This window comes from Methylobacterium jeotgali (genome assembly GCF_022179345.1).
Taxonomy (GTDB): domain Bacteria; phylum Pseudomonadota; class Alphaproteobacteria; order Rhizobiales; family Beijerinckiaceae; genus Methylobacterium; species Methylobacterium jeotgali.
Genome location: NZ_BPQR01000067.1, coordinates 1 through 20,950 on the forward strand (window position 1 = coordinate 1; position 20,950 = coordinate 20,950).

Annotated in this window: 18 protein-coding genes and 1 pseudogene; 9 read left to right on the forward strand and 10 right to left on the reverse strand. The window is 71.9% G+C overall.

All coding sequences use genetic code 11. The annotated features are described in order from the left end of the window. Both MFF04_RS17900 and copM read left to right on the forward strand, forming a co-directional pair. Nucleotides 1-181 (forward strand): annotated as a pseudogene (locus MFF04_RS17900) (hypothetical protein); the annotation flags it as partial. 77 nt (nucleotides 182-258) lie between these two features. Continuing rightward, a complete protein-coding gene (copM, locus tag MFF04_RS17905) occupies nucleotides 259-753 on the forward strand; it encodes a CopM family metallochaperone (RefSeq protein WP_238277755.1) in 495 nt (164 codons plus the stop codon). A gap of 19 nt (nucleotides 754-772) precedes the next feature. Here copM and MFF04_RS17910 read toward each other — a convergent pair whose 3' ends face one another. From MFF04_RS17910 to MFF04_RS17920, 3 genes are all read right to left on the reverse strand, one after another. Then, nucleotides 773-1,351: a hypothetical protein gene (locus tag MFF04_RS17910; protein WP_238277757.1), complete on the reverse strand. Its 579-nt coding sequence runs from the start codon at nucleotides 1,349-1,351 to the stop codon at nucleotides 773-775. A gap of 1 nt (nucleotide 1,352) precedes the next feature. After that, a complete protein-coding gene (locus tag MFF04_RS17915; protein WP_238277759.1) occupies nucleotides 1,353-1,562 on the reverse strand; it encodes a TOBE domain-containing protein in 210 nt (69 codons plus the stop codon). A gap of 111 nt (nucleotides 1,563-1,673) precedes the next feature. Further along, nucleotides 1,674-2,060, reverse strand: coding sequence for a DUF2293 domain-containing protein (locus MFF04_RS17920; RefSeq protein ID WP_238277761.1), 387 nt, complete (start codon nucleotides 2,058-2,060; stop codon nucleotides 1,674-1,676). Between the two features lie 99 nt (nucleotides 2,061-2,159). Between MFF04_RS17920 and MFF04_RS17925 the strand changes: the two genes are divergently transcribed. Continuing rightward, complete coding sequence (locus tag MFF04_RS17925; RefSeq protein ID WP_238277763.1) at nucleotides 2,160-2,453, forward strand: hypothetical protein; 294 nt, start codon at nucleotides 2,160-2,162, stop codon at nucleotides 2,451-2,453. 22 nt (nucleotides 2,454-2,475) lie between these two features. Beyond that, the gene (locus tag MFF04_RS17930) at nucleotides 2,476-3,429 is read left to right on the forward strand and encodes an ABC transporter ATP-binding protein (protein ID WP_238277765.1); all 954 of its coding nucleotides are present in this window, start codon (nucleotides 2,476-2,478) and stop codon (nucleotides 3,427-3,429) included. Between the two features lie 22 nt (nucleotides 3,430-3,451). On the opposite strand, the gene rpsD is transcribed toward MFF04_RS17930, so the two are convergent. Together rpsD and MFF04_RS17940 are read right to left on the reverse strand one after the other, a co-directional pair. Continuing rightward, entirely contained in the window at nucleotides 3,452-4,069 is a 618-nt protein-coding gene (gene rpsD / locus MFF04_RS17935) for a 30S ribosomal protein S4 (protein WP_238277768.1), read from the reverse strand. Between the two features lie 159 nt (nucleotides 4,070-4,228). After that, nucleotides 4,229-5,698: an aminotransferase-like domain-containing protein gene (locus MFF04_RS17940; RefSeq protein ID WP_238277771.1), complete on the reverse strand. Its 1,470-nt coding sequence runs from the start codon at nucleotides 5,696-5,698 to the stop codon at nucleotides 4,229-4,231. Between the two features lie 99 nt (nucleotides 5,699-5,797). Here MFF04_RS17940 and MFF04_RS17945 point away from each other — a divergent pair, with 99 nt between their 5' ends. After that, nucleotides 5,798-6,712: a DMT family transporter gene (locus MFF04_RS17945; protein WP_238277773.1), complete on the forward strand. Its 915-nt coding sequence runs from the start codon at nucleotides 5,798-5,800 to the stop codon at nucleotides 6,710-6,712. Here the strand turns inward: MFF04_RS17945 and murI are convergent. Beyond that, nucleotides 6,678-7,556, reverse strand: a complete 879-nt coding sequence (murI, locus tag MFF04_RS17950; protein ID WP_238277775.1) for a glutamate racemase — start codon at nucleotides 7,554-7,556, stop codon at nucleotides 6,678-6,680. The two genes, MFF04_RS17945 and murI, sit on opposite strands and share 35 nt — an antisense overlap. Nucleotides 7,557-7,829: 273 nt before the next feature. Here murI and egtB point away from each other — a divergent pair, with 273 nt between their 5' ends. Both egtB and egtD read left to right on the forward strand, forming a co-directional pair. Next, complete coding sequence (gene egtB, locus MFF04_RS17955; RefSeq protein WP_238277777.1) at nucleotides 7,830-9,128, forward strand: ergothioneine biosynthesis protein EgtB; 1,299 nt, start codon at nucleotides 7,830-7,832, stop codon at nucleotides 9,126-9,128. 22 nt (nucleotides 9,129-9,150) lie between these two features. Beyond that, a complete protein-coding gene (egtD, locus tag MFF04_RS17960) occupies nucleotides 9,151-10,125 on the forward strand; it encodes an L-histidine N(alpha)-methyltransferase (RefSeq protein WP_238277779.1) in 975 nt (324 codons plus the stop codon). A gap of 30 nt (nucleotides 10,126-10,155) precedes the next feature. On the opposite strand, the gene MFF04_RS17965 is transcribed toward egtD, so the two are convergent. The 4 genes from MFF04_RS17965 to MFF04_RS17980 all read right to left on the reverse strand — a co-directional run bounded on the left by MFF04_RS17965 (nucleotide 10,156) and on the right by MFF04_RS17980 (nucleotide 16,824). Next, the gene (locus MFF04_RS17965; RefSeq protein ID WP_238277782.1) at nucleotides 10,156-10,566 is read right to left on the reverse strand and encodes a GFA family protein; all 411 of its coding nucleotides are present in this window, start codon (nucleotides 10,564-10,566) and stop codon (nucleotides 10,156-10,158) included. Between the two features lie 131 nt (nucleotides 10,567-10,697). Further along, entirely contained in the window at nucleotides 10,698-12,347 is a 1,650-nt protein-coding gene (locus MFF04_RS17970) for an efflux transporter outer membrane subunit (protein ID WP_238277784.1), read from the reverse strand. Beyond that, complete coding sequence (locus tag MFF04_RS17975; RefSeq protein WP_238277786.1) at nucleotides 12,344-15,493, reverse strand: efflux RND transporter permease subunit; 3,150 nt, start codon at nucleotides 15,491-15,493, stop codon at nucleotides 12,344-12,346. The genes MFF04_RS17970 and MFF04_RS17975 overlap by 4 nt, the downstream gene beginning before the upstream one ends. Before the next feature lie 11 nt (nucleotides 15,494-15,504). Next, a complete protein-coding gene (locus tag MFF04_RS17980) occupies nucleotides 15,505-16,824 on the reverse strand; it encodes an efflux RND transporter periplasmic adaptor subunit (RefSeq protein WP_238277788.1) in 1,320 nt (439 codons plus the stop codon). 403 nt (nucleotides 16,825-17,227) lie between these two features. Between MFF04_RS17980 and MFF04_RS17985 the strand changes: the two genes are divergently transcribed. Together MFF04_RS17985 and MFF04_RS17990 are read left to right on the forward strand one after the other, a co-directional pair. Then, nucleotides 17,228-18,214, forward strand: coding sequence for a CobW family GTP-binding protein (locus MFF04_RS17985; protein WP_238277790.1), 987 nt, complete (start codon nucleotides 17,228-17,230; stop codon nucleotides 18,212-18,214). 154 nt (nucleotides 18,215-18,368) lie between these two features. Then, a partial coding sequence (locus MFF04_RS17990) for an ATP-binding protein (protein ID WP_238277792.1) occupies nucleotides 18,369-20,950 on the forward strand: 2,582 nt, incomplete at its 3' end.

Here is a 20,950-nt window from a genome sequence, read left to right on the forward strand (position 1 = left end):
CCCGGTCTCCGGGTCGCGCGCCGCCGAGGCGGGGCGCGACCCGGAGACCGGGAGCGGCGCCCGCGACCGCTTCGTCCAGGGCGCGCGGCGCGCGGCGGAGGCGCAGGCGGCCTACCTGCGCGGCGAGACCGTGCCGGAGGCCGGCGCGACGGAGCCCGACGAGGATCGCGGCCACGCCTGAGCGGTGCTTGACCTTCCTACCGTTGGAACCTCTAGCACCGTCGCGAACGATGCTTCGCGACACGGGGAAAGCTTGGGATGTGGCGTCACGCTTGTCTGCTCGGGGCCGGGCTCTTTCTGGGGGCGGCCGGCGTCACCCTGGCGCAGCCGCACGACCACATGCGGCACGGCAGCGCTCCGAGGGCGGCCGACGCCCCGGCGACGCGGGAGTTCAAGGCCGCCCATGAGACGATGATGCGGAACATGTCGCTGCCCTACACGGGCGATCCGGACGTCGACTTCCGCGTCCAGATGATCCCCCACCACCAGGGCGCCATCGACATGGCGCGGGTGGCCATGCGGCAGGCCAAGGACCCGTGGACCCGGCAGCTCGCCGAGTCGATCATCGTCGAGCAGCAGCGCGAGATCGCCGAGATGCGGGCCTGGCTCGCCCAGCGCGGGGTCGCGGTGCCGGCCGGGACCGACCGGCCGCACGTCATGGGCGCCGACTCCTACCGCGCCCGGAATCCGGAGGCCGGCACGCGGGCCGAGGCGGCCGGGCAGTCCTGGGCGCCGGGATCGGGGATCCGCTGAGCCCCGACCCGGAGGCCGGCTACTCCGCCGGGGCGACGGCGACGCGGATCGAATCCGATTTCGCGCCGCTGATCGCGATGACGACGCGGCCGGAGCCAAGCTGGAAGCGCAGGCTCTTGCGCAGGCCCGGGCAGTCGCGCTTGCCGGTGTGGGAGACCGGGCTCAGGCCGCTGCGCCCGTCCTGGCTCACGTCGAGCCAGGCCTCGTCCGACAGCGTGACCTGATAGATGCCCGCGCTCGGCGGCGCCTCCAGCATGAGGATGCCGCCATAGCTGTCCGCCGCCGGCGGACGCGAAGGCGGCACCGGATAGGCGACCTCGCCCGTGGGCTTGAGCGCCAGGACCGCGGCCGGCATCTCCGCCGGCAGGGTGTCGCCGGAGGCCTTGCGCGGCAGGCCGGGCGCCTCGAACCAGGCGAGCTCCCGCAGGAGCGGCCAGGCGAAGGCGGTGCAGGCGGCTGGCACGGCCCGGTCGGCAGAGGCGGGAGGCGCCACCGGGGGCCGGCCCGGCTCCTGGGCCCCGGCCCCGGCGGTCGCGAGGGCGAGCGCCAGCGCCGGAGCGATCGCGCCGGCGGTGCGGGCGAGACGGGGGCGGGGCATCTCAGTCCACCGCGACCATCACGTCGGAGGCCTTCACCACCGCGTAGGCCTCGGCGCCGTTGGCGAGCTTGAGGGCGTCGACGGCCTCGTTGGTGATCGCGGCGGTCACGACCTGGCCCGGCGCGATCTCGATCTTCACATGCGCGGTGGTGGCCCCCTTCTCCACGGAGACGACGGTGCCCTTGATGACGTTGCGCGCGCTGATCTGCATGGCAGGCTCGATCCATATGGGAGGCCGCACGGGGCGGCCGGGAGGGATACGGGGCCTCGATAGCCCATCCGGCAGGTCCTCGGCGAGCCCGGGAGCGGAATATTCCATCGCCTACAGCGGTTCCTCCTCGGCCTCCTCGGACACCGGAGCCGCGCCCCAAGCGATGAGGGCCCCGTTGAGGTCGTCGAGGATGAAGTGGCGGGCGCTGTCGCGGTCGTAGCCCTCCGCGAGAAGGTCTTCGTACTCGGTCAGCAGGTGCCGGGTGAAGGCGACGAGGGCGAGGCGCGCCGCCCGCTCCGGCGCCGCGCCGCGCAGGCCGGGGCTCGCCAGCGCCCGGTCGGTCACGGCCTCGGTCTCGAAGGCGGGAAGGCGCGGGGCGATGCGGGCCAGGGCCTCGGCGATCCGCTCGCGGCGCCCTCCGGGCCCGGAGGCGCGATCGGGGGCGCGACCCTTCGCCCGGTGGTTGTCCCCGGTGCGCCCGTCCGCTGACTTTGCCATAATCTGGGATCGCCACCATGTTAGGACCGCGCCGCGCGTGGGGGGCCGAGGACGGCACCCAGGGGGCACGCGGGATCAGAATTCGGGGACCATCCGACCATGCGCCATCCTCTGGCCGCGCGCCATCACCTGGCCGCGTCGATCTGCGCCACGCTCCTTCTCGCCGCTCCGGCCCTCGCGCAGACGACGGCCACGACCGATCCGGCGGGCCGTCCGCAACGCAGCGTCACCTCCACGGGCGTGACCAAGCCGCCGTCAGGCACCAGGGCCACGCCGGTGAAGGCCGCCACCGAGGCGCAGATGCTCAAGGCCCAGAAGGCGGCGGCCGCCCGCGACAAGGCCTGGGACGCGCGCACCCGCGCCAGCATGGGCTCGATCTGCAAGGGCTGCTGAGGGCCCGCAGGGGCGGCCCCGGATGATCCGGTTCGAGGGGGCCGGCAAGCGCTACGGTGCCGCCGTCGCCGTCGACCGCCTCGATCTCGACGTCCCAGAGGGCGAGACCTGCGCCCTGATCGGCCCCTCCGGCTGCGGCAAGTCCACGAGCCTGCGGATGGTCAATCGGCTCGTCGCGCCGGACGAGGGACGCGTGCTCCTCGGCGGACGGGACGTGGCCGAGAGCGATCCCGTGCGCCTGCGCCGGGGCATCGGCTACGTGCTCCAGGGCGTCGGGCTGTTCCCGCACCGGAGCGTGGCGGGAAACGTCGCGACCGTGCCGGCGCTGCTCGGCTGGAGCCGGGCGCGGGTGTCCGAGCGGGTCGACGCGATGCTCGCCCTCGTCGGGCTCGATCCGGCGACCTACCGGGCGCGGCGGCCGGACGCGCTCTCCGGTGGGGAGCGCCAGCGCGTCGGTGTCGCCCGCGCGCTCGCCGCGGACCCGCCGGTGCTGCTCATGGACGAGCCCTTCGGCGCCGTCGATCCACTGGCCAGGGGCGCCCTCCAGCGGGAGATCGGCGCTCTGCTTCGCTCCTTGCGCAAGACCGTCCTCATCGTCACCCACGACATCGACGAGGCGCTGATCCTCGCCGACCGGATCGCGGTGATGCGCGGCGGGCGCCTCGTGCAGGCGGCGACGCCTGAGGCGCTGCTGGCGCGGCCGGCGGACGCCTTCGTCGCGGAGTTCGTCGGCCGGGAGCGGGCGCTGCGCCGTCTCTCGCTGGCGAGCGCGGGCGACCTCGCCGAACCCGGCGAGGCTCCCGAGGTGCCGGAGATCGCCCCCGACACGGACCTGCGCGCGGCCCTCTCGCGGATGCTGGAGACGGGGGCCACGCGCCTGCGCCTCGCCGGCCCCGAGCCGAGGGTGCTCACCCTCGAGGCGCTGCGAGGGGCCGTAAACGAAGAAAGGGCCGCCCCGGGGGACGGCCCTTCCTGAAGTCCTGCGGCGTCTTGCCGGATCAGCGGGAGTAGAACTCGATGACGAGGTTCGGCTCCATCTGCACCGGGTAGGGCACCTCGCCGAGGCCCGGGACACGGGTGACGCGGGCGTTCATCTTGGCGTGGTCGACCTCGATGTAGTCGGGCACGTCGCGCTCGGCGAGCTGGGTCGCCACCACGACGACCTCGAGCTGGCGGGACGCCTCCTTGACCTCGATGAGGTCGCCGGGCTTCACCTGATAGCTCGGGATGTTCACGCGGCGGCCGTTGACCTTGACGTGGCCGTGGTTGACGAACTGGCGGGCCGCGAAGGGCGTCGCCACGAACTTCGCCCGGTAGACCACGGCGTCGAGGCGGCGCTCGAGGAGGCCGATCAGGTTCTCGCCGGAGTCGCCGCGCAGGCGGATCGCCTCGGCGTAGTAGCGGCGGAACTGCTTCTCGGTGATGTTGCCGTAGTAGCCCTTGAGCTTCTGCTTGGCGCGTAGCTGCGTGCCGAAGTCAGACATCTTGCCCTTGCGGCGCTGGCCGTGCTGGCCGGGGCCGTACTCGCGGCGGTTCACGGGGCTCTTCGGGCGGCCCCAGATGTTCTGGCCCATGCGGCGGTCGAGCTTGTGCTTCGCCTGAACGCGCTTCGACATGTCTTCGCGTGCCTCTCTCTTGGAGAATGGACGCGCCCTCCTCTTCCCGAGGCTCCCTGGGGAGCCCGACCGGGACGACAGGGCGGGGTGTGAACCCGCCCGCGGGTGCGTATGAAAAGCCACGGGGCCCCAAACCGGAGCCCCGCGAACCGGGCGCTCTTAGAGCACGGAAGGGGGCAGGTCAATCTCGGCGCTTGCCGGCGCTCGTCGCTGCGCGGCCTTCATCGCTCGCGCGAGGCCGTCGAAAATCCGCGCATCCCCCATCTGCGCCACGTTGAAGCGCATGAAGCCCGAGGCGCTGCCGGACAGGCTGAAGACGTTGCCCGGCGCCAGCACCAGCCCTTCGTCGAGTGCCGCGCGGGCGACGTCCGCTGCGTCGAGGCCATGGGGGAGGGCGCACCAGAGCTGGAAGCCGCCTCGCGGCATCAGCCAGGGCACGATGCCGAGGGGCTCGAGGCGGGCGGCGGTCTCGCGGCGGGCCTTCGAGAGGCGGCGGTGGAGCGCGTCGAGATGGCGGCGGTAGCTGCCGTCGCGCAGCGTCCCCGTGACGAGCTCGACGGAGATCGGGCTCGGTCCGCCGAAGCTCGTGGCGACCTGGAGGTCGGCCAGCGCCTCCAGCCAATCGGGCCGGGCGGCGATGTAGCCGCAGCGGATCGCCGCCGAGAGCGTCTTCGAGAAGCTGCCGATGCGGATCACCCGCGCGAGCCCGTCGAGGGCGGCGAGCCTCGGCGAGGGCTCCGGCTCGAGATCGGCGAAGATGTCGTCCTCGACGATGGTGAGGTCGTGGGCGGCGGCCAGCGTCAGCACGAGGTGCGCCGTCTGCGGCGAGAGGCTGGCGCCGGTCGGGTTCTGGAGGGCGGAGTTGGTGAGGTAGAGGCGCGGCCGGTGCTCCGCGAGCACCGCCTCGAACCGGGCAAGGTCGGGACCGGTCGGCGTATAGGGCACGCCGAGGAGCCGCACGCCGTGGACGGCGAGCAGGGCCTGGAAGTTGAAGTAGCAGGGGTCGTCCACGAGCACGGTGTCCCCCGGCCGCAGCAGGAAGCGGCCGATCAGGTCGACGGCGTTGGTGTCGGAGGCGGTGAGCAGGATCTGATCGGCCGGCACCGCGAGGCCCTCGCCCGCGAACTGGCGCTCGAGGAGACGGCGCAGGTCGAGGGCGCCGCGGGTGCTGCCGTAATCCGTGAGCAGCCCGTCCTCGGCCCTGGCAAGACCGCGCATCGCCCGGCGGATCGCGCCCTGCGGCATCCACGCCGCCGGGAGCCAGCCGCAGCCGGGCATCGGCACCCCGGGTTCGGCATCGAGGGCCTGCCGCGAGAGCCAGAGCGGATCGATCGCCCGGTCGCGCCGGGGCGTGGCGTCCGCGAGGGTAAGCGGCGCAGCCGGGCCGCAGACGTAGAAGCCGGAGCCCGGCCGTGCCCGGATCAGCCCCTCCGCCGCCAGCCGGTCGTAGGCCTCGACCACCGTCGAGGGCGAGACCCCCATCTGACCCGCGAGGCGCCGGATCGAAGGCAGCCGCTCGCCGGGGGCGAGGCCGCGCGCGCCGATCCGGCCGCGGATCGTCTCCGCCACCCGCGCGGTGCGCCCGCCCGCCGTCACGGCCGGCGAATGTGTGTGGGTCGAATCCACCATACAGTTCGCTTCGACTGTACGGCACCGTTCCTGTCGCCGCCAGCCGGCGCCGGTTAAGCCTGCCCGCTCGGCAACGGAAAAGCGGCGCGGGCCCCGATCATGCAGCGGACGGCGGAAGGGTGGGGAAACGGCCTCCTCGGCGTCATCATCTTCAGCGGCTCGCTGCCGGCGACGCGGATGGCCGTGCTCGGGTTCGATCCGGTGTTCCTCACGGCAGCGCGGGCCGTCATCGCCGGGCTGCTGGGGGCGGGCTTCCTCGCGCTGCTCCACGAGCGACGCCCTCGCGCCAGTGATCTCGCCTCGCTCGCCATCGTCGCGGTCGGCGTCGTGATCGGCTTTCCGCTGCTGACCGCGCTGGCGCTCCGGCAGATGACCTCGGCGCATTCCATCGTGTTCATCGGGCTGCTGCCGCTGGCGACCGCCCTGTTCGGTGCGCTGCGTGGCGGCGAGCGGCCGAGCCCGGCCTTCTGGGCCTTCTCGATCGTCGGGAGCCTGCTCGTCTCTGGCTACGCCCTGTCGCAGAGCGACGGCGCCTCGCTCGGGGGCGATGCCCTGATGGTCGCGGCGATCCTGCTCTGCGGCCTCGGCTACGCAGAGGGGGCCGCCCTCTCGCGGCGGCTCGGGGGCTGGCAGGTGATCTCCTGGGCGCTGCTCCTGTCGCTGCCCGTCACCGCCGTTCTGATGCTGGCGACCTGGCCGGAGGCGTGGGGCGCCGTCCCGGCCTCCGCCTGGGGCGGGCTCGCCTACGTCTCGGTGTTCAGCATGCTTGTCGGCTTCGTGTTCTGGTACCGCGGCCTGGCGCTCGGCGGGATCGCGGGCGTCGGGCAGCTGCAGCTTCTCCAGCCCTTCTTCGGGCTGGCGCTGGCGGGGCTGCTGCTCGGCGAGCCTGTCGCCCCGGCGATGGTCGCGGTGACGGGGCTCGTGGTGCTCTGCGTCGCCGGCGCGAAGCGCTTCGCCAAGCCCCCTTCGTCCGGACTCCCTACTGGAGCGCCAGTGGCATCGCCTCGACGGTGAGCTCCCGCAGGCCCCGCGCGGCGAGCGACGCCCGCAGCGCCGCGCCGGGGACGGTCGCCCCGGTGAAGGCGGTAGCGACGGTCGCGTCGGGGTCGGCGGCGCCGGGCAGGCCGGGTCCGAGCAGCTGCACCACCCGCCGGGCGATGGCCGGCGCCGGATCGATCCAGCGCACCGGCCAGGGCGCGAGCCGCTCGAAGCGGGGCAGCAGCAGCGGATAGTGGGTGCAGGAGAGGCAGACCACGTCCGTGCGCCGCCCGTCCGGGGCGGTCACGAAGCAGGGCGCGATCTCGGCGGCGATGCTCTCGTCGGACACCGGCTCGCCGGCCATCTCGGCCTCCGCGTAGGCGGCGAGATTCTTCGAGCCGACGAGGGTGACGGCGCAGGCCCCGGCGTAGCTCGCGATGAGATCGTGGGTGTAGGCCCGTGCCACGGTGCCGGGCGTGGCCAGCAGCGAGACGAGGCGGGAGCGCGTCGCCTCCGCCGCCGGCTTGATCGGCGGCACCACGCCGACGAAGGGCGTCGCGAAGCGCTGGCGGAGCGCCGGCAGCACCAGGGTCGAGGCGGTGTTGCAGGCGATCACGGCGAGGTCCGGCCGGTGCCGGGCGAGAAGCCGCTCCATCACCGCGAGCACGCGCGCGACCAGCGTCTCCTCGGAGAGCCGGCCGTAGGGAAAGGCGGCGGTGTCGGCGGCGTAGACGAAGCTGGCGTCGGGGCGGGCGCGGCGCACCTGATCGAGCACCGTGAGGCCGCCGAGCCCTGAGTCGAACACGAGGATGTTCGGCGGCGGGCCCACGCGGGGCGCGACGGCGGAGAGGCTGGCCCCGGCCATGAGATCGATCCGCATTGTCAGCGCGTCCGGACCCGACAGGCGCCAAGTCTCGGACGGGGACGGTTAAGGCCTCCTCACCACGGCGGGAAAATGGCGATGCGTCCTGTTGGGCGGTCATGCACCGGTGCGGACGGGGCGACGTAACCGAGCCGGTGGCTGAGGCGAAGCGTCACCGGACGGAGTCGGGAGAGGGGAGTTGTCGGGTTGCGCGCGACTCATATCTCCCACGGACGCGCCGCGATGGAGACCGTTTCATCTCCACCAGCGGCCGGCGAGGAAAGGATCGTCATGGCAGCCTCCGCGGCCCTCCGCGTCTTCGCACCCGAGATCTCGGCTCCGAAGACGTCGGTTCCCGAGAGCCTCCCGCCCGCCTTCCCGCCGCCGCTCCTTTCGACGCGACCCGTCGACCGGGCGGCGTGGATCGCCGCCTACCGGGCGGTGCGCGACGAGACCGAGCGCCGCGCCGCGCCGCTCTCGCCGGAGGACCAGCAGGTCCAGTCGATGGCCGATGCGAGCCCGACCAAGTGGCACCGGGCGCACACGACCTGGTTCTTCGAGCAGTTCCTGCTCCGCGAGCACGTGCCGGGCTACGCGATCCACGACGAGCGCCTGCACTACCTCTTCAACTCCTACTACGTCGCCGCCGGGCCCCGTCAGCCGCGGATCATGCGCGGGCTCATCACCCGGCCGACGATGGACGAGGTCGCTGGCTACCGCGCCCATGTCGACCGGGCGGTGGAGGCGCTGATCGAGGACGCGGCGCCCGAGGTGCTGGAGCGGGTGCTGCCGATCCTCGAGATCGGGCTCTATCACGAGCAGCAGCACCAGGAGCTGATGCTCACCGATATCCTGCACGCCTTCGCCCAGAACCCGCTCCACCCGGTCTACGACGCCGCCTGGCGCTGGCCCGAACGGGACGGGCGGGCGGGAGCGAAGGTGCTCGCCCGCGGCATCGAGGCGGTGGGGCACGAGGGCGAGGGCTTCTCGTTCGACAACGAGTCGCCCCGCCACGAGGTGCTGATCCAGGGCGGCCGGATCGACCAGGGGCTCGTCACCAACGCCGACTGGCTCGCCTTCATGGCGGACGGGGGCTACGGCCGCGCGGAGCTGTGGCTCTCGGACGGCTTCATCGCCGCGCAGACGGATGGCTGGGAGGCGCCGGGCTACTGGCGCCGGGAGGGTGAGGGCTGGGCGAGCATGACGCTTGCGGGCCTCAAGCCCATCGATCCCGCCGCCCCCGTCACCCATGTCAGCTATTACGAGGCCGACGCCTACGCCCGCTGGGCCGGCCGCGACCTGCCGACCGAGGCCGAGTGGGAGGTCGCCGCCCGCGACGGCGATCTCGGCGACGCCTTCGGCCATGTCTGGCAGTGGACCCGCAGCGCCTACGCGGCCTACCCGGGCTACCGGCCGCTCCCCGGCGCGCTCGGCGAGTACAACGGCAAGTTCATGTCGAACCAGTTCGTGCTGCGCGGCTCCTCCGTCGCCACGGCGGCCGGCCACGCCCGCGTGCCCTACCGCAACTTCTTCTATCCCCATCAGCGCTGGCAGTTCACGGGGCTTCGCCTCGCGGATGCCCGCGCCTGATCCGACACGGAGGCCGCCCCGCGTGACCGTCAAGCCCGTCTTCCCCGACGCGACCCCCATCGACCGCCTGTCCGCCAATCCGTTCCTCGACGACGTGCTCGCAGGACTCGCCAAGCCGCAGAAGGAGTTGCCGGCAAAGTACTTCTACGACGCGGCCGGATCGGAGCTGTTCGAGGCGATCACCCGCTTGCCGGAGTACTATCCGACCCGCACGGAGCTGAGCATCCTCGACGCCGCCGGCCCGGAGATCGCAGCGCATCTGCCCCGCCCCTGCGCGCTCGTCGAGTTCGGAGCGGGCGCGACCACGAAGCTGCGCCGGCTGCTGCCGCATCTGGCGCCGCTCGGGGCCTATGTGCCCGTCGACGTCTCCGCGGAGTTCCTGGAGGAACAGGCCGAGGCGCTCCGTGCCGACTTCCCGTCCCTGCGGGTCGAGCCGGTAGCGGCGGACTTCACCCGCGCGTTCCCGCTTCCCGGCGATCTCGACGGCATGACCAAGGCCGGCTTCTTCCCCGGCTCCACCATCGGCAACTTCGAGCCGGCAGAGGCCGGGCGCCTGCTGGCGCGCTTCGCGGAGGTGCTCGGCGCTGGGGCACGGCTCATCGTCGGCGTCGACCTCGTCAAGGAGACGCCGGTTCTGGAGGCGGCCTATGACGATGCCGCCGGCGTCACCGGGCGCTTCAACCTCAACCTCGTGACCCGGATGCAGCGAGAGCTCGGCCTGACGCTGGACGGCAGCGGCTTCACGCATCGCGCCCTCTTCAACCCGGACGCCTCGCGCATCGAGATGCATCTCGTCAGCCGCGCGGAACAGACCGTCTCGGTCGGGGGGCGTCGCTTCAGTTTCGCCAGCGGCGAGACGATCCACACGGAGAACAGCTACAAGTACACGCTCGACGGCTTCCGGGCCCTCGCCGCGGGCGCCGGCTGGCAGCCGCTCCAGGTCTGGACCGACCCGGCCGGGCTGTTCTCCGTGCACGCGCTCGCCGTCGGGTCCTAGGATCGCTGTCGGGTTCGAGGTGAGCCGGCCTTACTCCGGAGGAGACGCCGGCCAAGCCTTCAACGTCCCGTCCCGCAGGACCCAGCCGATCTTGTCCGCGACGAACCAGTCCTCGGTCGGCGGAACATCGTGCGGCTGGTCGAGGCTGCCGACCGTCACCCACACGCTGCCGGGGTCGGCATCGAAGACGAAGGTGAGCGGGCTGCCGCAAGCGCCGCAATGGGATCGGATGGCGCCGTCCGAGGAGCGGAACGGCGTCGGGTGCCCGCTCTGGAACTCGAATGCGGTCCGCTCGACGGCGACGTAGCTGAGGAAAGCGGCGCCGCTGTGCCGGCGGCACATCGAGCAATGACAGTTCACGGCGCGCTTCGGTGCGCCGGAGATGCGGTAGCGCAAGGCCCCGCACAGGCAGCCGCCCGTCATGGAACCTTCGTCGTCCATTCGATCGCCCTCCCGACGGTGGCCGCATCCGATGCCGGACCTCCCCGGCTCCCGTTCTTGCCGTGCCGCATGCGCCGGAATGGCGGCGATCCGGTCTCTCTGGATCGACCTTGCGCGGCGGACCCTCTTCGTCAAAGGAACGGCGCCGGGTCCTTCTCCGGGGGCGGGGGCGCCACGTCGACGCGGTTCCACCAGCCGCCGCCGAGTGCCTGGAACAGGGCCGCGGTATCGGCATACTGGGTCGCCCGCGCCGAGGCCGAGGTGACGAGCGCCGAGAGGTAGCCCTGCTGGGCGATCAGCACCTGCGTGCTGTTGATGGCCCCGGCCGAGTACTGCTTGCGGATCAGCTCCAGGCTCTGCCCGGTCGCGCGCTCGGCGGCCTCGGCGGCGGCCACCGCCTTGGCGTCGGATTGCAGGGCACGCAGGGCGTCGGCGACGTTCTGGAAGGCGCCGATCACCGTGGCGCGGTACTGGGCCTGGGCCTGGGTCAGCGTCTCCTCGGCCGCCCGCTGGCGACGGAACAGGGTGCCGGCGTCGAAGATCGGCTGCGTGACGCCGCCGATCACCGTGAAGAAGGCCGCGCCGGGGTTTGCGATCTGGGCGAGCTTCACGGCGCTGGCGCCGCCGGTGGCGGTGATCGAGAACTGCGGCAGGCGGTTCGCCACCGCGACGCCGACCCCGGCGCTCGCCTGCTGCACCAGGGCCTCGGCGGCCTTCACGTCCGGCCGCTGCTGCACGAGGCGCGAGGGCAGGCTTAACGGAAGCTTCGTCGGCAGGCGCAGGCTCGCGAGCGTGAAGGTCTCCGTGACCTCCTCGCTCGGCAGGCGGCCGGCGAGTGCGGTGAGCAGGTTGCGCTGCTGCGCGAGCTGGCGCTCCAGCGGCGGCAGGAGCTGCTGCGAGAGCGAGAGCGCCGCCTGCTGCTGCACCACGTCGGCGCCGGCGATTTGCCCGAGGGAGAGCTGCTTGTTGTAGAGCTGGAGCAGCTCCGTCTGCGCCTGGATCACGCGCTTGGTCGCGTCGATCTGGGCGCGCAGCGAGGCCTCCTGGATCGCGGCGGCGACGACGTTGCTCGTCAGGCTGAGATAGGCCGCCTCGAGCTGGAAGCGCTGGTTCTCGGCGGTGGCTTCGAGCGCCTCGATCTGGCGGCGGTTGCCGCCGAACACGTCGGGATTGAAGCCCACCGCCACCTGCGGCGTGTAGAGGCTGTAGAACAGGTTGTTGTTGTTGAGCGGCGACTGCAGGTCGAGGCCCGGCGCCTTGGAGTACTGCGCCTGGGGCGTCGCGGTCACCGTCGGGTAGAGGGTGCCCTTCTGCGCCTCGACGTTCTGCTGCGCGATGCGCAGCGCCGCCTGGGCCGCCTCCAGGTTCGGGTTGTTGGCGAGCGCCTCCTCGACGAGGCGGTTGAGCGCCTTCGACCGGAACAGCGCCCACCACTGGCCGGGGATGTCGGCGCCCGAGACGAAGCTCTGGTCGGCCGATCCGCCCTGCGCGGTGGCGACCTTGTCCGCTGCGGTCGGGTTGCGCAGGGGCTCGCGGGTGTAGCGCGTCGCCGGCGGGTCCGCAGGGGGCAGGTAGTCCGGCCCGACGGCGCAGGCGCCGAGCGGCAGCAGGGTGAGAAGGGCGGCTGCGAGGTGCGCGCGCCGCCTGCCCTTTCCGCCCGCCATGACGCCCCCGGAGACCGCACCCGTGTCCCGGCAGTACAGGGCCGCCGGGGCGGCGCCTGTCAACGCCTGCGCCCGTCGCAGCGGGAGGCGGGCCGCGTCGTGTGGCGGGCGGATCACGCGGCGGCGCTCCCGGCCATGCGCGGCTGCGCCTTCGGGTTGCTGCGCCGCCGGGAGAACAGCGAGATCAGCACCGGCACCACGACGAGGATGAGGTTCGGCGCGAGCAGGATGCCACCGACCACGACGAGCGCCAGCGGCTTCTGCACCTGCGAGCCGATGCCCGTGGAGATCGCCGCCGGCAGCAGGCCGACGCAGGCGGCGACGCAGGTCATCATCACCGGGCGCATGCGCACCATCGCCGCGTGCCACACGGCCTCCCGCTTCGCCCAGCCCTCGTCCATGAGCTGGTTATAGTAGGCGAGCAGGATCACGCCCTCCATGGTCGAGATGCCGAACAGCGCGATGAAGCCGATCGCCGCGGAGATCGAGAAGGGCGTCCCCGTCAGGAACAGAGCGAAGATGCCGCCGATCATCGCCATCGGAATCACGCTCAGGACGAGGAGCATGTCGGCGACGGAGGAGAAGTTGATGAAGAGCAGCAGCGCGATCAGCGCCAGCGTGACCGGCACCACCACGGAGAGGCGCTGCACCGCGTCCTGAAGGTTGGTGAACTGGCCGACCCATTCGAGGTGGTAGCCGGCGGGAAGCTGCACCTCCTCCTCGACGCGCTTCTGCGCCTCGATCACCGCGCCGCCGAGGTCGCGCCCGCGCACCGAGAACTTCACCGGGATGTAGCGCTCCTGGTCCTCGCGGTAGATGAAGGCCGCGCCCGAGACGAGCTCGACGGTGGCGATCTCCGAGATCGGCACCTGCACGACGCCGCCGTTCGGGTTCTGGGCGCCGATGGTGATGTTGCGGATCGTCTCCAGCGAGCGCCGGTACTCGGGGGCGAGGCGCACCCGCATGGGGAAGTGCCGGTCGGAGCCGTACTCGTAGAGGTCGCCCGCCGTCTGGCCGCCGATCGCCGCCTGGAGTGTGGTGTTCACGTCGCCGATCGAGAGGCCGAACCGGGCGGCCTTGCGGCGGTCGACGTCGATGCGCACCGTCGGCTGGCCGAGGGAGGCGAAGACCGAGAGGTCGGTGATGCCGGGCACGGTCGCCAGCACCGCCTTCACCTGGTTGGCGGCCTTGGTGATCTCGTTGAGGTCGGTGCCGTAGATCTTGACCGAGTTCTCGCCCTTCACGCCCGAGGCGGCCTCCTGGACGTTGTCCTCGATGTACTGGGAGAAGTTGAACTCGATGCCGGGCAGCTCCGTCTCCAGGCGCTTCGAGAGATCCCGGATCAGGGTCTCCTTGTCGAGGCCCGGCCGCCACTGGTCGATGGGCTTGAGGGGGGCGAGGATCTCGGCGTTGAAGAAGCCGGTGGCATCGGTGCCGTCGCTGGGCCGGCCCTGGTGCGAGAGCACGGTGACGACCTCGGGCACCTCGCCGACGATGGTGCGCAGGCGCTCGACATAGGCGTTGCCGGCCTCGAGCGAGATCGAGGCGGGCATGGTGCCGCGGATGTAGAGGTTGCCCTCCTCGAGCTTGGGCAGGAACTCCAGGCCGAGGTTGCGCCCGGCGATCCCCGCCACGAGCAGCACCGCCAGCGTCAGGCCGAGGCAGAGCAGCTTGTGCGCCAGCCCGACCCGCAGGATGATGCGGTGGCCGAAGCGCAGCAGGCGCACGATCAGGGTGTCGTGCTCCTCGACGTGCTTGGGCAGGATCAGGGCCGAGAGGGCCGGGGAGACAGTAAAGGTCGCGATGAGGCCGCCGACCAGCGCGTAGGCGTAGGTCTTGGCCATCGGCCCGAAGATGTGACCCTCGACGCCGGTCATCGTGAAGAGCGGCAGGAAGCCGACGATGATGATCGTCGCCGAGAAGAAGATCGCCCGGTTCACCTCGGCGCCGGCGATGGCGATGGTGCCGAGCCGCCCTTCGAGGCCGCCCGGCGCCCGCTGCCCCTCTGAGTGCTCGGGCTCGGCGAGATGCCGGAAGACGTTCTCGACCATGATGACGGTCGCGTCGACGATGAGCCCGAAATCGATGGCGCCGAGCGAGAGCAGGTTCGCGGAATCGCCCCGCGCCACCATGATGATGATCGCGAAGCCGAGCGCGAAGGGGATCGTCGCGGCGACGATGATCGCGCTGCGCAGCGAGCCGAGGAACAACCACTGCACCACGAAGACCAGCACCACGCCGAAGACGAGGTTGTGCATCACGGTGTGGGTGGTGGTGTTGATGAGGCCCGAGCGGTCGTAGATGCGCTCGATGCGCACGTCCGGCGGCAGGATCGTCGAGGCGTTGATCTTGTCGATCTCGGCCTCGACCCGGCGCAGCGTCGGCAGGCTCTGGCCGCCGCGGCTCATGAGCACGATGCCCTCGACGATGTCGCTCTGGCCGTCGTGCCCGACGATGCCGAGGCGGGGGGCGGAGGAGATGCGCACGTCGGCGACGTCGCGCACCAGCACCGGCGTGCCGTTGACCTGGGTCAGCAGCGTGTCCCGGATGTCGTCCATGTCGCGGATCAGGCCGACGCCGCGCACCACGGCCGACTGCTCGCCGACGTTGAGCGTCTGGCCGCCGACATTGATCGAGGAGTTGTTGAGCGCGTTGACGACCTGCACCAGGGTCAAGCCCTGGCCCTGGAGGCGGTTGAGGTCGACGGCGATCTCGTACTCCTTGGCCTTGCCGCCGAAGGCCGTCACGTCGACGACGCCGGGGATCGCCTTGAAGCGGCGCTGGAGCACCCAGTCCTGGAGGGTCTTCAGGTCCGTCGAGGAGTAGCCCGCCGGGCCGACGAGCTTGTAGCGCATGATCTCGCCCACGGGGCTCGTCGGCGAGATCTGCGGCTGGGCGCCGTTCGGCAGGGGCGGGAGCTGCGAGAGCCGGTTGAGCACCCGCTGCAGCGCCTCCTGGTAGGTGTAGGCGTAGTTGAACTGCACCTTCACGTCGGAGAGGCCGAACAGGGAGATGGTGCGCACCACGGTGGCGTTGGGGATGCCCGCCAGCGCCACCTCCAGGGGAATCGTGATGTAGCGCTCGATCTCGTCGGCGGACTGGCCGGGGTTCTGGGTGATGACGTCCACGAGCGGCGGGACGGGGTCGGGATACGCCTCGATGTTGAGCTGGCGGTAGCTGGCGTAGCCGAGCGCCAGCATCACCACGAACATCAGGAAGACGAGCACCCGCTGCCGCAGGGAGAAGACGATGAGCGCGTTCATCGCCGGGTTCCTTACGAGGAGCGGTCGCCGCTGGCGGCGCGATCGATGAAGAGGGCGCCGCGGGTGACGACCTCGTCGCCCTCCCGCAGGCCCTCGACCACCTGGGCGTTGTCGCCGTTGACGAGGCCGAGCCGCACGTCGCGGGCCTCGAGCGCCCCGTCGGGCCGGGCGACCCAGACATGCGCGCTCGCGCCCTCGTAGACGACGGCCGCCAGCGGCACGCCGGGCGAGGGGCGCAGGTCGCCGGTGATGATCGTGAAGGTCGCGAACATCTCGGGCTTCAGGGCGCGGTCCGGGTTCGGGATCTCGCTGCGCACGGAGAGCCGGCGCGTCGCCGGATCGAGGCTCGCGGCGATGTAGTCGATGCGCGCCTTGAACACCCGCTGCCCGAAGCCCGCGACCCGCGCCTCGATCTCCTGGCCGAGGCGCACCTTGGGGATCTCGCTCTCGCGCACGTTCGCCACCAGCCAGACCGTCGAGAGGTCCCCGATCACGAAGACCGGATCGCTCGACGAGGACAGGTACTGCCCGATGCCGACCTTGCGCTGGACGATGGTGCCCGCGATCGGCGCGCGGATCTCCGTCTCGGGGCTCATGGTGCCGCTCTTCTCGAAGGCGGCGATCTCCGCGTCGGTCTTGCCGAGGATGCGCAGGCGGTTGCGCACGGCCTGGAGCGCGGCCTCGGCGGTGCGCAGGTCGCTCTGCGCCGCGATCACGTCGTTCTGCGCGGACTGGTAGTCCTTCAGCGCCACGGCCTTGGCCGCGAACAGCTCCTGCTGGCGGGCGGCGATGGTCTGGTCGAGCTTCAGCAGCGCCGTCGCCTTGCTCAGGGTGTTGAGGGCGCTCTGGTAGTCGTTCTGGGCCTGGACCATGTCGCTCGCCTCCATGGTCAGGAGGACGTCGCCGGCCTTCACCTCCTCGCCGGCCCGCTTCATCACGCGGGTGACGCGCCCCGAATAGGGCGAGGCGACGGGCACGTTGTCGTCGTCGTTGAGCGCGATGCGGCCCTCCGCCGAGCCCTCGGGCCGGAAGCTCATCGTCCGCACCGGCTTGATCTCGAAGGCGGCGCGCTGCTCCTTGGTCGGGCGGAACACCCGCTCGACCGGTCCCGCCTTGGGGGGCGTCTCCTCCTGCTCGTCGGAGCCGCGCAGGACCGCGAGCCCCCGCTCGATCGCCTCGCGGACGGGCTCGGGATAGACTGCGACGAGCGCCGCCCCGGCGACCGCGAGGCCGAGCGCCGCGAGCACCGGCAGGATGATCGACCGGCGACCCCGCGCCGGCGTGCCGGAGCGGGTGGTGCCGTCCTGGTCGAGTGGGTTGCGAGCGTCCATCGGTGTCTCGGTTCCGCCCTACTGCCGCCGCGCCCCGGGGCGGCAGATGTCGCGCGCATGTCTCAAGGCGGGACGATCGGCGCCTTTGTGTGGCAGCGCACATCGCCCAAGGGCGAAGACCCCGCCGTTCGATTGCCGGGAACGCATGGTCGGGCCGCCGACGGACCGTCAAGCGACGATCGCGTCACACGGGGCGGCCTCGCGAGATCGTGGCCGAGTGTGACCCGCCGCACGCAGATGCGCCCCGTCCCCGCCTCATGTCCCCCGCCCTTGCCCCGCCCATGCGCGCGGGGTCGGGCGGTCCCGCGCGGGACCGGCTTTCGCATGGCGACCAACGATACAATATGACAGGACCGAGATCCGGCTCCCGCCGTCCCCAATCCTGACGAGAGACTTAAGCCCCATGACCGAAACCGCCCAGGCCACCGCGGACGGCAAGATCCCGGTCACCGTGCTCACGGGCTATCTCGGCGCCGGCAAGACCACGCTCCTCAACCGCATCCTCACCGAGAGCCACGGCCGCCGCTACGCGGTGATCGTCAACGAGTTCGGCGAGATCGGCATCGACAACGACCTCGTGGTCGGCGCCGACGAGGAGGTGTTCGAGATGAACAACGGCTGCGTCTGCTGCACCGTGCGCGGCGACCTGATCCGCATCATGGACGGGCTCGTGAAGCGGCGCGGCAAGTTCGACGCGATCATCGTCGAGACCACCGGCCTCGCCGACCCGGCCCCCGTCGCCCAGACCTTCTTCGTCGACCAGGACGTGGGCGACGCCGCCCGCCTCGACGCCGTGGTGACGGTGGCCGACGCCAAGTGGCTCTCGGACCGCCTCAGGGACGCGCCGGAGGCGAAGAACCAGATCGCCTTCGCCGACGTGATCCTCCTCAACAAGGCCGACCTCGTCTCCGAGGGCGACCTCGCCCGCGTGGAAGGCGAGATCCGCGCCATCAACCCCTACGCGGTCGTCCACCGCACCACCCGCTGCGCGGTGCCGCTGGAGGCGGTGCTGGAGCGCAACGCCTTCGACCTCGGCCGCATCCTCGATCTCGAGCCCGAGTTCCTCGAGGAAGGCCACCACCATCACCACGCCGGCGACATCGGCTCCGTCTCCGCCGCGATCGAGGGGCCGGTGGACCCCGAGAGGTTCATGCCCTGGATCTCGAACCTCACCCAGGTCCAGGGGCCCGACATCCTGCGCTGCAAGGGCATCGTCGCCTTCCCCGACGAGCCGAAGCGCTTCGTCTTCCAGGGCGTGCACATGATCCTCGACGGCGACCTCCAGGGCGATTGGGCCGCCGGGGAGAAGCGCGTCTCGCGGGTGGTGTTCATCGGCCGCAACCTCGACGCGGAGGCGATCCGCCGCGATTTCGAGGCCTGCCGCGCCTGAGCCGTTCCGCGGAGCTCGGCCGTCTAGGCGTTCCGTCGCGGGCCTGATATCGGGTCCGCCCGAACCCGGAGGTTCGCTGGGCCGGGCGCACGAGGATCGCCGCGACGGCCGGGAGCCCGCACGCCCTCGCGGCCCGGGCGGGAAGCGAGGCGCCGTGGATGCCCTGACCCCCGATCGTCCGCCTCCCGATGCGGTCGAGTCCCGTCGCCTGGCCGCGCTGCACGATCTCCGCATCCTGGATACACCGCCCGAGCCCCATTTCGATGCGGTGTGCCGCACGGCCAGGCGCCTGTTCGGCGTCGAGAACGCCTACGTGTCCTTCATCGACGCGGACCGGCAGTGGCTCAAGACGCCCTGCGAGCCGCTGCCGCGGGAGCGCCCGCGCCGGGGCACGATCTGCGAGTTCACCATCGGGAGCGACGCCGTCCACGTCGTCCCGGACACCCTGGCCGATCCCCGCTTCGCCGACGGCGCGGTCGCGCGCCCGCCCGACAACATCCGCTTCTACGCGGGCGCTCCCCTCATCCTCGCCGACGGACACCGCGTCGGCGCGCTGTGCGTGACCGACGGCGCCCCCAGGACCTTCTCGGAGAGCGAGCGGGAGGCGCTGCGCGACCTCGCCCTCGTCGTCGTCGCCCATCTCGACCTCCACCGGGCGACGCGCCTGCGGGACCGGGAGATCGAGGCCCGGCGGGCGCACGAGGCGACCATCGCCGAGCAGGCTCTGCAGATCGCCCGGCACGAGCAGGCCCAGGTCAGCGCCGGCCAACTCCTGACCATGGCCGAGCAGCTCGCCGGCATGGGCCACTGGCGCGTCTCGCGCGACGACGGTCAGTCCGTCTGGTCGGCGGGCCTCACGCACATCCTCGGCTATCCGGCGGACCACGTGCCGACGCACCTCGCCGAGGTGCTCGAGATGTATGTCCCGGAGCATCGGGAGCGGGTCCGCGCGCTCGTCGCGACCGCGGTCGCGACCGGGGCGCCCTTCGTCTACGACGCGCAGATCCGCCGCGCCGACGGCAGCGTGCGCGACGTCGCGGTCCGCGGCAGCTGCGAGACCGGCGCGGACGGGCGGGTCACGGCCCTGTTCGGCGCGCTCGTCGACGTCACCGAGCGGCGGCGCGCGGAGGCCGAGGTCTCCCGCAGCGAGAGCCGCTACCGCAGCCTGGCCGACACGCTTCCGCTGCTCGTCTGGACCATGCGCCCCTCCGACGGCGACATGACCTACGCGAACGCCTGCTTCCAGGCCTACTACGGACCGATCGGGCCGTCCCGCGCCGCGCGGCTCGCCCGCAACCATCCCGACGATGCCCTGGCCATGCAGGCCGCGTGGGACGGGGCGGTGTCGGCGCACGAGTCCTACGCGATCGAGGGGCGCCTCCGCCGCCACGACGGCGCCTGGCGCTGGCACAAGATGGTGATGACGCCGGTCCCCGATCCGGCCGCGCCCGACACGATCGCCGGGTGGCTCGGCACGGCGCTCGACATCGACGAGATCGTGAGCGCCCGCATCGCCCTCGAGAAGGCCGAAGGCTTCCTCAGGCTGACTCTCGACTCCGCTGTGGCGGGGACCTGGGACTGGGACATGCGCGAGGGCGTGATGCTGCTCTCGCCGGAGAGCCTGCGCATCTACGGCCTGCCCGAGACCGGCGCGTCGCGGGAGCTGACCACGGCGGAATGGACCGCCCTGATCCATCCCGACGACGCCCAGGACACCTGGAACGCGGTCTACCAGGCGATCGAGACCCGCACCGACTACGCGGCCGAGTTCCGCGTCGGCCGGCATTGGGTCTCCTCCCTCGGCCGCACGCTCTACGGCAGCGACGGGCGCCCGGAGCGCATGGTCGGCCTGCACTTCGACATCACCGGCCGCAAGGACGGCGAGGAGGCCCTGCGGACCCTCACCATCGAGGCGCAGGCGGCGCGCGCGGAGGCCGAGCGGGCGAGCGAGGCCAAGACCGACTTCCTCGCCGCCATGACCCACGAGATCCGCACGCCGCTCAACGGCATCATCGGCTACGCGGGCCTGCTCCTCGACGAGCCGCACCTCGCCGGTGAGGACCGGCGCCGGCTGGAGCTGATCCGCTCCTCCGGCGACGCCCTGTTGACGATCGTCAACGACATCCTCGACATCTCCAAGATCGAGGCCGGGCAGCTCGACCTCGACCCGGTGCCCTTCGACCTCGCCGCCCTCGCCGACGCCACGGTGGCGATCGTCGAGGGTGGCGCCCCGCGAAGCGGCCTCGCGATCCGCACCCGGCTCGATCCGGCGCTTCCGGAGCGGGTCCTGGGCGACGCGAACCGCGTGCGGCAGGTGCTGCTCAATCTCCTCAACAACGCCGTGAAGTTCACGCCCGAGGGCAGCGTGACCCTGCATGTCGAGCACGCCGGCAGCGGGCCGGAGGGAGAGGCGCTGCGCTTCTCGGTCGCCGACACCGGCATCGGCATCGCGCCGGCCCAGCATCACCGCCTGTTCAAGCGCTTCAGCCAGGTCGACGGCTCGATCGGCCGCCGCTTCGGGGGCACGGGGCTCGGGCTCGCCATCTGCCGCCACCTCGTGACGAGGATGGGCGGGGAGATTGGCGTCGAGAGCCGGGAGGGCGAGGGCTCGACCTTCTGGTTCACCCTGACCCTGCCCCGCGCATCGGAGGCGGCGCAGGTGCCCGAAGCGGCGGTCCGCGAGAGACGCGGCCAGCGCATCCTGCTCGTCGACGACGTGCTCCTGAACCAGGAGCT

Coding starts and splice junctions, on each gene's coding strand:
- MFF04_RS17925 (WP_238277763.1), top strand. CDS start 2,160: ATGCGCCATCCTCTGGCCGCGCGCCATCACCTGGCCGCGTCGATCTGC.
- egtB (WP_238277777.1), top strand. CDS start 7,830: ATGGCAGCCTCCGCGGCCCTCCGCGTCTTCGCACCCGAGATCTCGGCT.
- copM (WP_238277755.1), top strand. CDS start 259: ATGTGGCGTCACGCTTGTCTGCTCGGGGCCGGGCTCTTTCTGGGGGCG.
- MFF04_RS17965 (WP_238277782.1), bottom strand. CDS start 10,566: ATGGACGACGAAGGTTCCATGACGGGCGGCTGCCTGTGCGGGGCCTTG.
- MFF04_RS17975 (WP_238277786.1), bottom strand. CDS start 15,493: ATGAACGCGCTCATCGTCTTCTCCCTGCGGCAGCGGGTGCTCGTCTTC.
- MFF04_RS17910 (WP_238277757.1), bottom strand. CDS start 1,351: ATGCCCCGCCCCCGTCTCGCCCGCACCGCCGGCGCGATCGCTCCGGCG.
- MFF04_RS17915 (WP_238277759.1), bottom strand. CDS start 1,562: ATGCAGATCAGCGCGCGCAACGTCATCAAGGGCACCGTCGTCTCCGTG.
- MFF04_RS17930 (WP_238277765.1), top strand. CDS start 2,476: ATGATCCGGTTCGAGGGGGCCGGCAAGCGCTACGGTGCCGCCGTCGCC.
- MFF04_RS17945 (WP_238277773.1), top strand. CDS start 5,798: ATGCAGCGGACGGCGGAAGGGTGGGGAAACGGCCTCCTCGGCGTCATC.
- MFF04_RS17940 (WP_238277771.1), bottom strand. CDS start 5,698: ATGGTGGATTCGACCCACACACATTCGCCGGCCGTGACGGCGGGCGGG.
- MFF04_RS17985 (WP_238277790.1), top strand. CDS start 17,228: ATGACCGAAACCGCCCAGGCCACCGCGGACGGCAAGATCCCGGTCACC.
- murI (WP_238277775.1), bottom strand. CDS start 7,556: ATGCGGATCGATCTCATGGCCGGGGCCAGCCTCTCCGCCGTCGCGCCC.
- MFF04_RS17920 (WP_238277761.1), bottom strand. CDS start 2,060: ATGGCAAAGTCAGCGGACGGGCGCACCGGGGACAACCACCGGGCGAAG.
- rpsD (WP_238277768.1), bottom strand. CDS start 4,069: ATGTCGAAGCGCGTTCAGGCGAAGCACAAGCTCGACCGCCGCATGGGC.
- MFF04_RS17980 (WP_238277788.1), bottom strand. CDS start 16,824: ATGGACGCTCGCAACCCACTCGACCAGGACGGCACCACCCGCTCCGGC.